This window comes from bacterium, from assembly GCA_035281585.1.
Classification (GTDB): Bacteria; UBA10199; UBA10199; order DSSB01; family DSSB01; genus DATEDP01.
In genome coordinates, this window is the sequence record DATEDP010000073.1 from 1 (window position 1) to 13,731 (window position 13,731).

7 protein-coding genes are annotated in these 13,731 nt (G+C 63.7%); 6 read left to right on the plus strand and 1 reads right to left on the minus strand.

The features are described from left to right. The coding region (locus tag VJR29_05715; protein ID HKY62901.1) for a hypothetical protein at positions 1-620 on the minus strand (620 nt) is incomplete at its 3' end. Between the two features lie 286 nt (positions 621-906). Between VJR29_05715 and VJR29_05720 the strand changes: the two genes are divergently transcribed. The 6 genes from VJR29_05720 (at position 907) to VJR29_05745 (ending at position 13,726) form a co-directional block, all read left to right on the plus strand. Next, positions 907-6,027 (plus strand): hypothetical protein, encoded by a 5,121-nt coding sequence (locus tag VJR29_05720; protein ID HKY62902.1) that lies wholly within the window; start codon positions 907-909, stop codon positions 6,025-6,027. Positions 6,028-6,174: 147 nt separating this feature from the next. Next, on the plus strand, positions 6,175-7,521 hold the full coding sequence (gene miaB / locus VJR29_05725; GenBank protein HKY62903.1) for a tRNA (N6-isopentenyl adenosine(37)-C2)-methylthiotransferase MiaB: 1,347 nt from the start codon (positions 6,175-6,177) through the stop codon (positions 7,519-7,521). Further along, the gene (locus VJR29_05730; protein ID HKY62904.1) at positions 7,508-8,050 is read left to right on the plus strand and encodes a bifunctional nuclease family protein; all 543 of its coding nucleotides are present in this window, start codon (positions 7,508-7,510) and stop codon (positions 8,048-8,050) included. The genes miaB and VJR29_05730 overlap by 14 nt, the downstream gene beginning before the upstream one ends. Further along, positions 8,047-8,574: a VanZ family protein gene (locus VJR29_05735; protein ID HKY62905.1), complete on the plus strand. Its 528-nt coding sequence runs from the start codon at positions 8,047-8,049 to the stop codon at positions 8,572-8,574. The genes VJR29_05730 and VJR29_05735 overlap by 4 nt, the downstream gene beginning before the upstream one ends. 3 nt (positions 8,575-8,577) lie before the next feature. Beyond that, positions 8,578-9,096 carry a gamma carbonic anhydrase family protein gene (locus VJR29_05740; GenBank protein HKY62906.1) on the plus strand — a complete coding sequence of 173 codons (519 nt, stop codon included), beginning with the start codon at positions 8,578-8,580 and terminating at the stop codon, positions 9,094-9,096. Positions 9,097-9,445: 349 nt separating this feature from the next. Beyond that, positions 9,446-13,726 carry a hypothetical protein gene (locus VJR29_05745; protein ID HKY62907.1) on the plus strand — a complete coding sequence of 1,427 codons (4,281 nt, stop codon included), beginning with the start codon at positions 9,446-9,448 and terminating at the stop codon, positions 13,724-13,726. Positions 13,727-13,731 lie beyond the last annotated feature (5 nt).

Sequence of the window (13,731 nt, forward strand, 5' to 3'; positions counted from 1 at the left end):
CTGTCGGGAACGAAGCGACCCTCCAGGGCTTGGAGCGCGCTTTCCATCTTGATGAAAAGTTGGCCGCCTTGGAAAATCCGGACCGCATTCTCGGAGAGGCGGCCGGTCAGAGTGTCATGGAAAAAGGATTCGGAGCCACGACGCGGCGCCGGGTGAGGGGTCCGGCCCTGGCTGCTATGAAAGCGGCCGTCGGGCAGATAAGTCATGGTGATGACCGTCATGGCGTCGCCGGCGGTGCTCGAGCCTGAAGCCGGTGGCTTGGTGACCGTCACCTCGATGGGTTCGCCCGGAGCGGCTTGGGTGATTTGATAGCGGTTGGGGGCGATGTCGAGGCTGAAGTCGTAGCCGCGGTTGGGCGTCGGATTGGCCAGCTCGGCCAAATAGCTTTGCATCAGCTGGTGTTGGTTCACCGATGCGGCTTGGCCGGCGAGGAGACGGCTTAAGCCCGCCAAGTCGGCGGAGCGGGGCGGCAAAGTCGTCAGGGAAGGCCGGATCGAAGCGGGCGGCGAGCTCGGCGTCACCGGCTCGGAGGGCGCGACATCCCGCGCCGCATTGTGATCTGCGGGCTGGACCAGGGTCAGACGGCGCGGCGGCCGTTCACCGTTACCCGGGGGTGTCATTTCAGATTACCTCTCCTCGAATCCAGGTAATTCATCTCTGAAGGAATTTTTCGTCGAAATCCAGCGAAAGTTGCAGTTTTTACAAAGAAATTTATGACGCAGCGCAGCCTTTTTCGGAGTGATTCGGTCTTTACATTTCGCGTCAAGAAAAGGTAGCCCCTCGTCCACGATTTTCTGACAACTAAGCAATACGATTAGCGATAAGCCAAACATAGCCATCCCTTTTCGTGTGCATCCGGATTGCTCCCCGGGCGTTGTTGATTTTTTTTCGAGGTAAAGGTTCCGCATGACGCCGATTCGTCCTTCGTCCGCGCCGAGCTTGTCTTCGACCGAAGCTCCGGCCAGCTCCGACCCCGCCGCCGCGCCGGCCCCCGACCCTTCGGCCGGGCGATCTTCCCGAACCAGCGATCCGATTTGGCGCTTCCGCGCCGCACCGACGCTCCAGCTTCGCTCCGAGCCGACCAATCCGATCCGAAGCCTCCGCGATATCCGAACTTTGGGCGACGTCCGCGACGCGATCGTTCACGATTTCATCGCCGACCGCCTCTCCAACGCCGGCCGCGGCGCCCAAGTCGTTCAGCAGCTCGGATCCTTTCCCGGTTTTCTCCAGCCCAACACCCCGGTGGGCTTCTGGAACCACGATCAAAAGCCCGACTTCAACGTGGTCGGCGACGCCGACACCATCTTGCGGCGATTGGCGGGATATCAGGGCTGGAATCACGAGACCTTGGAGCGGAACTTGGCCCTCTCCCGGCGCGGGATGGTCTATTACAACCTGACCCTCGAGACGACCCAGGGTCCGGTCCCCTTCAAGATGGGAATTTTGGACACTTCGCTCTGGCGCGAAGGGACTTTCTATTACGACATGCGGGCCTCGCTGCTGCCCTCCGAAGGCACCTATGTCCATTTGAACGAGCCGGGAAATCCCCATTATCGGGCTCAAGGCGAGCAGGGCGAGCCGCAGCTGCGCCCGGACCAGGTCTCGCGGGCCGAGTTCGAGTCTCATTTGCTGAAGTCCCAGGCCGCGCTCATCGGCCGCAGCCTCGACATGATGACCCAGCCGTCTTTCACCGGCGAGGACCTGATCCAACGCCGCTTCCGAGATCAGTTTCGATCCTATGAGAAGTACCGGATCTTCGATTGGTTCAAGGGGCCCCGCCAGGTCCAGCGCTTCCGCCGCGACGGGGTGGTTGTCGAGAACATCATCGCGCCGGGTTTGGTCGAGCATTTGTCGAGGCGCCCGAACGTCCTGGCGATCTACGATGGAGAGCACCGGCTCGACGGGCCCCATCAGATCACGGCCGGCAACCTGGCCCGCCTTCGCTTCGAGTGGCAGAACACCGCGGCCGAACGGGCAGCGGCCAGTCGCGCGCGCGGCGCGGAGTTCTGGAACCTCAATAGCGAGCTCTGGGCCCAAACCCGGCTCAACATCGCCAGCAACGGCACCAGCCGCCGCAGTCCGCATCGGATCAGTTGGGTGACCTATGGCGCGAGGAAGTTCGGCCGCTTCTTCGGCTTGGAAGGCGCCGATCACTCTCGAACTTATTCCCAGCACGCCTCGCTTTTCGAAACGGTGGATCAAAGGCTCGGCCGCACCGAGAATCCCATTCACCAGATGTTGATCTTGGCCGGCTACAATCCGGGCGACGAAAGCCGGCCCGAGGTTTTCCAGGACATCGCCGATTACGCCGAGGCCGAGATCGGAAAGGGGGCCCAGCCCAACCTCCTGATCAAGGGCAACAGCCCGTCCAAGTTCACCATGCCGGTGCGCGGCGTCCCGGTCATCGCCTACCGCTTCATGGATGCGCTGCGCTCGCCGGCGGTTCGCGACGTCGTGGTCGTCGGCACGCCCGATGTCGGCGTGGTCCTCAATGCCTTCCAAAACCATTTCGCCGAAGAGATCGCCAGCCGCGGCAAGCGCTTCATCTTCGTCGACACCGGCCCGAGCGGCGGCGGATTCGCGACCAATATCCAAGCCGGATTGGATGCCCTGCCGAACCACGGCGAGATCGCCATCTTAAGTTACGGCGACACGCCGCGGGTCGATATCCACAACATCGCCTACCATCCCTGGCGCCACTCAATGGACTACATCTTCGGCGCCAACGGCCGCGACATGGTCCTCGATTTCATGGGGATGAACGCCCACTACCAGGGGAACATGGATGGAGTCGGCTACCCTTTGAAGGAAGGCAACGTCCAGGCTCTCCGGATCCTGCCGCCGGGGCTCTTCCAAGAGATGTTCGACAACCGAAAGTCGGTGCGGACCGGGCCGGGGCAGAAGGCCGCTATCTTCCTTCGCTATCTTCTGAGCCGGCCCTACCATCCCAACATTCTCAACGTCCCGCATATGATCGTCGATGCGGTCGCCAACAGCGTCGAGAATTTGGCCCTGCGGGCCAACGGCGCCCGGCCGCCCTGGGTCGCCGCCAGCGTCGATTTGGCCGAGCAGGCGATGGACACCCGGCTGCGCTGGGCCGCCGATTTTCGGCCGACCCATCTCGACATGGGCGGTTTGGTCGACGTCGACGGAATCCGCGATTACGTCGTGGCCGAAGCGCTCGCCTTTCAGCACAATCATCCCCATTGGGAGGAGCTGCATCGCTTCGCCCAAGAGGCCCTGCAGCCGCGGTCCGGCGAGCTGCCGGCCCTGGATGGGACCCCCCAACGGATCAACGCGCTCTACATGCGGGTCCGCGAGACCTTGCTGCAGCGCGAAGCCGAGCGCCCGACCGAGGAAAAGCTCGGCATCACCGACGAGACCTTGCGGCGGATGGGCTTCGATCCGGACGTCCTGCCTTTCCGGGAGGACGGCGCCCTCAACCAAGAGTGGCTCAACCGGACCGTTCCGCCGGCCGAGATCGAGCGCTATCGCCGGGCCTTCGCGGCCTACGACAACCGGGTCAACCACGCGGTCGAGCTCCAGACCGAATTCTTCCGCCGATTCCAGCAAAGCCAACCTTACGATGCCGATCTTCGGGTGCCCTCGAAGATTCAGAATTTCGTGCGCCGCGAGCTCAACGTCGATCCCGAGCGCTATCGCGGCTTGATCCTCGAGTGGGACTATTCGCGCCTCGAAGAGGCGGTGGTTCGCCGGGCTCAAGCCCGCTTCGGCGAATTCGGCCCCGAGGTCGAGCAGGTCCGGACCTATTTCCGGCAGAGCACCACCGATAACCTCGACACGCCCTTGCGCCGCCAGCTTCATGGCTTCAAGGCGGTCGACGTCCTGCGCCGCTATCAGAGCTTCCTCTCGCCCTCCGAATTCCAGCGAATCTATCCGACCTTGGTCGAGACTTTGCACAATGCCCGCGAGACCTTGGGCGGGAATCGTTACGCCCAGCCCTGGAACGGCGGCTTGGTGAAGGACGGTCGCTTCTTCCTCCGCGGCTTCTTCGAGCAGGCCCAGACCACCGCCGACGAGATTTACGTCCGCCGGGTCGGCGAAAGCCCGCCCGAGTATCGCAACCGCGGCCTCGTCGCCTCGAGATTTCCTCATTCCAACGACCGGGCGCCGATCGTCGAGGATTCGCGCGGCGACGTCCGTCGGGTCGATTCGCCGGTTTATTTTCAGCAAGACGTCAACTTGCTGGCCCGCCGGCTCCGGATCATGCCCTCGCGGGTGCCCCATCTCGTCGCCGCGGCCAGCATGGCCAGCAACGGCGGGACCTTGCTCGGCATCTCCTCCGAACGGATGAGCTTCGACCGCCTGCTGGCCTGGACCCAGAGCAGCGAGGGCCAGGCTCATCTGCGAAACAATCCCAACCGCTACGCCGACAATTTGCGCAATCGCTTCATCGAGGGCGGCCCCGGCCTGACCGTCGGCGTGGCCGGGATGCTCGGCGCCGAGTACCTCGCCACCGAGATCGGGCTCGACCAGCGGACCCGACCCCACGAGCGCTTCATGTTCGTGACCGGTGCCAGCCACCTCTTGAACCAAGGCACTTCGGCGGTCAGCGAAGTCTTGATCAATCGTTCCCTCGGGACCTCGTTCAACTACGTCACCACCCGGACCGTGCAGGCGGGTGGCGGCTTGGCCTTGCAATACGGTTTCGAGGCTCGGCCGGGACTGGGGCGGGCTTTGACCGCCTCGCTCGGCCGAAGTTTTGCTCTCGAGGGCAGCGGCGCCCGCATGGCCTTCAACGGCGTCCGCGGCTTGGCCGCGATGCCCTTCCGGGCCGCCTGGGGCATGGGGCCCGGCCTGATGTCCTCGGCCATCGTCGACCGCACCATCGGCCAGGCTTTCGAGGAGGGCTCGACCGCCCGCCATGTCGTGCGGATGGGATCCTTCTTCCTGCCCGACGTCTACCGCATCGCTCTTGGCAACCGCGGTCCGGCCATTTTCAGCAGTCGCGGGATGCGCGTGGCCAGCCGGGCCTTTGCCGCCGGCTTCATCGCCGACATGATGTTCGCCGGCGCCAACCGTCTGTACCACGGCGGCGAAGGCTCGGCCCGGATGAGCATGATCTACCAACGGGCCAACCAGCTTCACGACGCCGATGAGAGCTTCCTCCGCCGCCCGATCGACGGCGTTTTCGAGATGGTCGCGCCCCAGATCGCCTCTTGGTGGGATTCGGTGGAGCTGACCGGCAGCGGCTTCGTTCCCAACCGCCACCGGATTCAGGCCGAGGGCGAGATCCGGGCATTCTCGCTGCATACTTCCCAGGCGACCGACGAGACCCTCCGCCACAGCTTGCTCTTCGGCGGGCAGGGTGAGGAATTGACTCCGGAGTTTTATTCGAGGGTCGATTGGAGCTCGCTCCGCGGCGAAAGCCGGCTGCCCGAGGTTCGCCGGATCGAAGGGCGGGAATTGCCGGTGGCGCTCATCGCCGAGCACTTGGCCGATCCGGCCGTTCGCCGCCGTCTCGGTGGCGAGGGGAGGGATGCTTCCGACCCGGTCGCCTACATCCAAAACCAATTCCGGGGCTACGATCTGAGCCGAAGCGAAGTCGAGCATGCCTTGAGCGAGATCCGCCTCCACACCGTCCGCCGCGATTTGGCCTCGCTCAATCAGATGCAGCTTCCGGAAAATGCCGAGCTCGGCCGAATCTTCGACGAGCATGGAAGTCTGCGGGCCGGTCAAGAGCATGCCTTGCTCGGGCGGGTTTTCCAGAGCAGCGAGGTCGACGAGACCGCCTTGCTGCGCAACCGCCGGCTCGGTTTGGCCTGCCGGGTTCTCGAGGCCCGGCGCCATGACCCGGCGGCGGTTTCGCCCTACCTCGCGGTGGCTCAGCGCATCGGCTTGGCCGACTCCGAAGGCAATATCTTGGATGCCGAGATTCGCAGCCAAGCCGAGGCCCAGCTGGGGGCAAGCTCCGGCCCGGCCTCGACCCTTTCGGCGCCGGTTCCGGCCGGCTTGGCGCGCACGGCGCGGCTCAGCGGATTGACCGTGGCGGGAATGTCATCCTGAGGTCCCGAAGGGGCCGAAGGATCTCATACCCACCAAGGTGGTCGCAGATCCCTTGTGCCCAGTATGGGTATTCGCTGGCGCTCAGGATGACGGCCCTGATTGACAGCCCACCCCCAAGCCGCTAGATCTTCCCTTCGGGATCGACCGATGGAGAAGACTTTTTACATCAAGACCTACGGCTGCCAGATGAACGAGCTCGACGGCAGCCAAATGGGCCGGCTGCTGGCCAAGCAAGGCTATTTGCCGGTCGCCGATCCCGAGGCCGCATCGGTCATCCTCATCAACACTTGCAGCATCCGCGAAAAAGCCAGCCAGAAGGTCTACAGCGACGTCGGGCGATTCCGCTCCCTCAAGTTGAAAAATCCGGAAACCGTGCTGGCGGTCACCGGCTGCCAGGCCCAGGCCGAGGGCATGCATCTCCAGAAGCGCTTCCCTTATCTCGATTTGGTGGTCGGTCCCGACCACACCGCCCGGATTCCGGAATTGGTCGAGAAGGTCCGCCGCGAGGGCGGCCGTCATTTGGCGGCGGTCAAGCTCGAGCGTCGCGAGGATTATCAATTTTTGAACCTGCTGCCGGAGGAAGAAGAGGGGGCGCTGAAGGCCTTCGTGACGATCATGAAGGGCTGCGACAATTTTTGCTCCTTCTGCATCGTGCCTTTCGTTCGAGGCCGCGAGGTCTGCCGCGATTCCGAGGAGATCGTCCGCGAGGTCGCCGAGCTGGCCGAGCGCGGCACCCGCGAGGTGACCTTGCTCGGCCAGAACGTCAACTCCTACGGCGTCGGCCGCCACGCCAAGGACCCCAACGCGGTCTCTTTCGCCCGCTTGCTGCGGATGGTCGCCGAGCGGACCGCGATCCGGCGGCTCCGCTTCACCACCTCCCATCCCAAGGACCTCTCCGACGAGCTGATCGAGGAGTTCCGGGCCAATCCCAAGCTGGCCTCGCATTTCCACCTGCCGGTGCAGTCGGGATCGGACGCCGTTTTGGAGCGGATGTATCGCGGCTACGACCGGGCTTTCTACGTCGAGCGCTTGGCCAAGCTGCGGGCCGCCCGGCCCGACTTGGCGGTGAGCACCGACGTCATCGTCGGCTTCCCCGGCGAGACCGAGGCCGATTTCGAGGCCACCATGGACTTGCTTGAGGAGCTGCGCTACGATTCGATCTACTCCTTCGTCTACTCGGCGCGCCCCAAGACGACCGCGGCGCTTTACTTCGCCGATGACGTTGTGGCCGAGGTGAAGCAGGAGCGCCTGAGGAGGCTTCAGGATTTGCAGGACCGAATCACCTACGAAAAGAACGCCGCCCAAGTCGGCCGCCGCCTCGAAGTGCTGGTCGAAGGGCCTTCCAAGAGCGGCGGCACCTACTATGGCCGAAGCTCCCAGAACCATGTCGTCCATTTCGCCGGCTCCGAGGACGACGTCGGGCATTTCTTGGCGCTGAGGATCCGCCATGCCGGGCCCAATTCTTTGATCGGAGAACGCGATGTCGGAAACTGAAGAAAAAGAAGGGCTGGAAGAGGGCGAGTCGCCCTTGATCCGGATGAAGGTCACCGGGCTGACTATCGACCCCTTCACCAATATGCCGATCATCATCCTCAAGGATTTCGAGGAGAAGATGGCGCTGCCGATCTGGATCGGCCTGATCGAAGCCTCCTCGATCGCCACCGAGCTCGAGAAGATCCAGCTGGCTCGGCCGATGACCCACGACCTGTTCCGCAACATCCTCCGGGAGCTCGAGGTCGAGGTGACCAAGGTCGAGGTCAACGACCTGGCCGACAACACCTTCTACGCCAAGATTCACCTCAAGAAGGACGACGAAGAGTTCGTGATGGACTCGCGGCCCAGCGACGCCATCGCCTTGGCGCTGCGCACCGGCTCGCCGATCTTCGTCGACCGCCGGGTGATGGAGAAATCGCGGCGGATCGATCTCTCGAAGAACATCGACGAGGACAAGGCCAAGCAGCAGAAGTGGACCGAAATTTTGGAGAACCTCTCGCCGGAAGATTTCGGCAAATACAAGATGTGACCGGCCCTGCCGGGCCGGTCATCCTGAGGAGCGGAGCGACGAAGGATCTCCTACCCACCAGGGTAGTCGCAGGTCCCTTGTGCCCAGTATGGGTATTCGCTGGCGCTCAGGATGACAGGGTAAAGACTATGAAAAACTTCCTTCGAAATTGGTCGCCGGTGCTCGCCTTTGCCGCGGTGATCTTCGTTTGCTCTTCGCTGCGGGTCCATGTGACCGACGGCACCGACAAGGTGGTCCATGCCCTGGAGTATGCCTTGATGGGCTTCTTCACCACCCGGGGCGCGATGCTGAGCTGGGATCTTTCGCGCTTCGGTGGCGCCGCTGCCGGCGCGGCTTTGGCCACCGCTTTGGGAATTTTCGACGAGCTTCACCAGCTCTTCGTGCCCGGACGTCAGGCTTCGGTGGGCGACGCCCTGGCCGACGGAGTCGGGGCCATCCTCGGTGCGGCGCTCTTCATCCTCGCCGCTTCGCTGCTCTTCCAAGGCAACCGGCTCTACACCCGGGCCCACGACAAGTGCTGCTAGCTCATGATCCTTCCCTATAAAAATAAAAAGCCGGTTTTGGCCGAGGGCGTCTTCGTCGCCGAGGGGGCCCGGCTCATCGGCGACGTCACCGTCGGCGAGGGTTCCTCGATTTGGTTCAACACCGTGATCCGGGGCGATGTCTTTCCGGTTTCAATCGGCAAGAAGACCAATATCCAAGACCTCTCGGTCCTCCATGTGACCTCCGGCACTCACGCGACCGTCATCGAGGACGAAGTCACCGTGGGACACCGCGTCATCCTCCATGGCTGCTGGGTCAAGAGCCGGGCCTTGATCGGGATGGGGGCCATCCTGCTCGACGGTTGCGAAGTCGGCGAGGAAAGCTTGATCGGCGCCGGCTCGCTGGTCACTCCGGGGACGATCATCCCGCCGCGGGTCCTGGCCTTGGGCTCGCCCTGCAAAGCCCGCCGGCCCTTGACCGAGGAGGAGATCGCCGGCTTGAAGGCGTCGGCCGAACATTACGCCGAATTGGCGAGGACGTATTTGCAGGCAAGGTCATCCTGAGGAGCGAAGCGACGAAGGATCTCATACCCACCAAGGTGGTCGCAGGTCCCTTGTGCCCGTAGTTTGGGTATTCGCTGGCGCTCAGGATGACACCTATTTGATGCTTTCCTTTTGACTTCCCCGCCCGATTCTGATTTGAACCTTCCACTTCAAGACACGAGCCGAGGGCGCCAAGGATCCGGGGAAAACCTTCCTTGCACCGTCTTCACGAGGGAGGCTTATGCAGGAGTTGGTGAGGCTTGCCGGCGAAAGTCCCGCTTCGCGCCGGCCAGAAGGGGAAAGCACGCACTCGGCGACGCTCGCCGAGTTGAGCCGTGACTCCGCGCTTCCGACATCATCCCGAAATGAATTGAATTCGCTGGCCCGGGAACGAGATCCCGAGCTCTTGGCCGAAGGCCTTTACCATTGGGCCCGCCGCGAAGAGGATGCCGACCGCCTTGGCGGCGCGCTTCGCGCTTACGAGCTCTTGAATGGAAATCATCCCGGCCTTCAGATCAACGAGGGACTTCGCGACCGGGTCAGCCGGCGCTTGGCCGTGCTCGGCGGCGGCGGCCGATTCGGCGACCGGGTCGAGCATCTCTCCCGACGTTTCTGCCAGGAGGCCACCAATCCGGTCGCGATCGCCGGCATGGCGGCGGGAAGCCTGGTCTTCGGCACCGCCCGAGCGGCTTTCCTGGCCCGTTTGACGGCGGCCGGTCGGCCGGTGTTCGCCGCCCGGGCCTTGGCCTCGAGCGGCGCTTTCTTGACCGAGGTCCCGGCCTTTTGGGCCACGACCAAGGGTCTCAACGAATTCCTGCATCCCGGCAGTCAATCTTGGGAGATGTCGCAAAACCTTCGCGAGCTCGGCGGATTGGCTCTGACCTTGGGCGCCCTGAAGCTCAGCGGGGCGGCGGTGGGCCGGGGCGTCGCCTGGGCGCGGCCCAACCCGCTCACCCAGCGGCTGGCTTCCCAAGTCGGCATGCTCGGCGGCATCATGATCGGCCATCATTTGGAAACATCGCTGGGCTTGCGTCCGGCGGTCGATGCCGGGTCGGCTTGGAGCGACGGCATCGCGACGCTGCTCCAATTCAACGTCGGCGGCCGACTTTCGCAAAGCTTGCTGGGCCCGCGCTTTCAAGCTTATAGCCGCGAGCTCGAGCTGCGCAGCCGGAGCCTGGAAGCCCAAGCCCGCGTCCCCGGATTCGGCGGGCTGAACGGCGGCTTCGGCAATGGGCTCGGCTTTCCGGCCCTGGCCATGGCGGCGGCCGGCGAGACCGGGAGGTCCCAACCGGCTTGGTCGGCTGGAACCGAGGGCGCCCGCGACCTCGCTCGGCCGATGATGTCGACCGGGGCGGGCGGCGGCGAAGCGCCGCGGCTGACTCCGCGGACCGGCCGAAGCGCCGACGATCGCTTCGAGCGCCCGATGCCGGCTCCCGAGATCCTGCAAGCCCTTCAAGGCCGCGAGGTCTTGCGCGAGATCGAGAACCATTTGGAAGGGGAGGGGCGCGACGGCGTGTCCGACGCCGAATTGGGCAGCGCCGTCGGCGAGGCCTTGAACCGCCGGATCGCCCGGATTTTCTCCCATCCAGACTACGAGCCCCTGCGAGCCCTCACCGCCGATCGGTGGCGGCTGGATTATTCGATTCTTCCGAATTGGGAGAGCCTTCCGGCCGAATTTCGCCAGAACTTGGAAGCCGCGTCCGAGCTGATGCAGGTGACCCAATTCGCCCTGCGTTCCAACCAGTCCGAGCTCAGCACCGCCGTCCAAACCCAGCTCTCGCCCGAGCATCGGCGGGTTTATCGGGAGTTGGTCGAGTTGATCCCGATTTTACGGGGCCCGCGTTTCACGATGCCTCGGAGCGACATCGCCCGAGGCTCCGAGGTCATCCAAGCCGACGAGGCGGTGCTGTCCCACGGAACCGGCGACATGTCATCGTTGCTCAAGGCGATCATGCGGCAATCCCGTCCCGGCGGACGGCCATGGTACAGCCGCTATTTCGCCACCGACGCCGACGCCCGGATCGTCAACGGCATTCGCCGCGAGGGCAAGAATCCCAACTTCACCAAGCCGGTGCGCCACAATTACGAGCACGACATTCCGATCGAGCCGATTCACAACCGCGACCCCTTGGCCACGGCCTTGTTCCGCCGGGTGCGGGTGCAGCTCCTCAATGTGCCGAGCACGGTCCTCGACCGCTTCTTGAGCGAAGATTACGTTCGCAATCTCCCCGAGGGCGCGATCCTGGTTTCGGCCATCGGCGGCTTGCTCAACGGCGGCATCGAAAGGCCGCGATTGCCTTTTGAGCTGATCCGGGAGCGCTTGGAGCGCTATGGCCGCGACGACGTCGAGGTCGTGAGCATGGCCGGCTACATCCCCGGCGATAAGCTCTGGCGGGGTGAGCATGTCGAGGTCAACCTTTCGACTCGCGAGGACCTGGTCAAGCGGGGAAGCCCGCGGCCGGCGGCCCCGCTCATCGCCCGGCTCCTCTCCGGCGCCGATGGCCCCAACACTTATATGGGCGAGTTCCTCTCGGCGACGGTTTCGCACTGGGATCGCTCCAACAATTTGGGCAAAGTCGCGAAGAACGTCTTCACCCTGATGGTGGGCTACGAAGCCGGCCGCATCGCCCGCGGCGTCGTCCGGGATCAATCGAGCGTCGAACGCAACAATCCGCGGTGGATGGAGCTCTTCGAGCTGGGTCGCAGCCGTTACTCCAAGGTTCGCGAGGACATCTGGAACATGATGCAAGGCCTTCTCGTCAACAATGAGGGCATCAAGCCCTTGCGGGCCCGTTACAACCCGGCGGTGTTCAACGATTTCGACTCTTGCTCCAAGATCGAATTCGAAAACTTGGTCGAGGTGACCCGGCGGGCCGAGGCCTTGAAGGTCGAAGAGGCCGCGCCCGGCGATATCACCAAGTTTCTTCAGGACAACGTCTTCAGCCCGGAACGCCACGTCGCCAGCACCCGCAATCCTCGGCGCGGCATCGCCCAAGCTCTTTTCGAGGGCTGGGCCGACCGGGGGCTGGCTTTCACTTATGAAGAGGTCGGTCCCAAAGTGACCACCGAAGGCGTTGACAGCCTCGGACCCTTGCTCCGCTTCTACGACGACACCTCCTTGTACATCGAGCGCCGGCGCCTTCCGACCGCGGTCTACGACTTGCACCAAGCCTTCCTCGGCCGGGCCGTCCAGCCGCCGCCGCGGGTCGGCGATTACCTGAGGATGGCGATCGAGGACAAGCCCGAGGACATCGGAGTCATCAATCTGCAGAAGGGCTTGCAGGAGATCGGCTTGCCGGCTTCGCGGCTGCGGCCGCTGCTCGAAGGCAGCAGCCAAGACGCGCTGCGGATCCTCAACCACGAGATCCGCCGGATGGCGCTCTTGGCCCATCTCGAGGCCAAGAGCCCGGATTCGGAAAAAAACGACCGGATGGAGGAAGTTTACCGCCAAGGCGAGCTGCTTCGAGGTCTGGCCGAAGCCATGCAAAAGGGCAATCCGGTGCGGATCATCCGTAGCCCGATTCACCTCGGCCCTTACGAAAACGCTTTCATCATCCAGCGCCAAGACAGCGGCGGACTCACCCATCAGGCCTTTCTTCGGATCCGGCTCGAGGCCATCCATGACCGGATGACCAGCTTGGGGATGTTCCTGCGAAGTTTCCCGCCCCATGAAAACGTGGATGTCCAGGTCCGCATTCCCAACCTGGCCACCCGGGCCACCAATTTCAAGCAGCTCTACGAGCTGCAAATGATCACGCAAGAGATCACCGAGGCTTTCCGCCGCCATCGACCGGGATCGATTGAACTAAGCCTCGATCGCCGGCCCAACGATGAAAAGCAGGGGACGGCCGAACCCCCGGCCCCCGAGTTTTACACGGCCTTGGTTCCCTTGGCCCAATGGGTGCAAGGCGGCGAGTCGGCGCCGGGCCCCGAGGAGGTCCGGGCGCTTTTCCGGCGCAGCCGCCACGGCACTTCGCAGGCCATCGACGAGGTTTTGCGCAGCGGAAGCGGGTGGCCGATGCTGATGGGACCGGCTCCGGGTCCGATCCAATCCGGCATTCGAGCCATGGCGACTCGGCCGGAGAAGGCGACTCTGATGGGGGTCTATGTCGGCGAAGAGCTGGTCGACACCTTCGCGGTCTATCGTTACAACGCCACCGAGCCGAGAATTCTTTCCCATCACCTCATGCGACGCTTCGCCGAGGTTTTCCCGGACAAGCCGGAGTACAAGAACATGACGGCCCTGGACTATTTTCGGGGCCTGACCGTCGACGCCTTCCTCCGCGATTATCGCGAGTACTCCGAGCTTCAAAACTACGGTCCGACCCAGGTTCGGACCTTGCCCATCGCCTACGCTCCGGTGGAGCATGCGATGGTCGGCAGCATCCCGGAAGTGAATGCCGGGCTCTTGAAGCTGTTCCTGACCGAAGGTTCGCCGGCCTCGATAGAGCTCCTGCGGCGCTCGGCGCCTCTCTATGAGCTTCCGCCCGACGTGTCGCGGCAGCGCTTCATCGAGCTGGCTCAACCCTATCTCAGCGCCTACATGAGCGAAAATGGCGGGGAGACCGCCCTCCGCCGAAATCCACTTTTCGAGCTTTTCAGGCGCTTCCGCTTCATGCGGCGCCGTCCTAGGTCGGCCGAGGTCAGATAAGTATC

What these genes read in the sequence shown, in the direction of transcription:
- miaB (HKY62903.1), top strand. Translation starts at nt 6,175, where the DNA reads ATGGAGAAGACTTTTTACATCAAGACCTACGGCTGCCAGATGAACGAG.
- VJR29_05730 (HKY62904.1), top strand. Translation starts at nt 7,508, where the DNA reads ATGTCGGAAACTGAAGAAAAAGAAGGGCTGGAAGAGGGCGAGTCGCCC.
- VJR29_05720 (HKY62902.1), top strand. Translation starts at nt 907, where the DNA reads ATGACGCCGATTCGTCCTTCGTCCGCGCCGAGCTTGTCTTCGACCGAA.
- VJR29_05740 (HKY62906.1), top strand. Translation starts at nt 8,578, where the DNA reads ATGATCCTTCCCTATAAAAATAAAAAGCCGGTTTTGGCCGAGGGCGTC.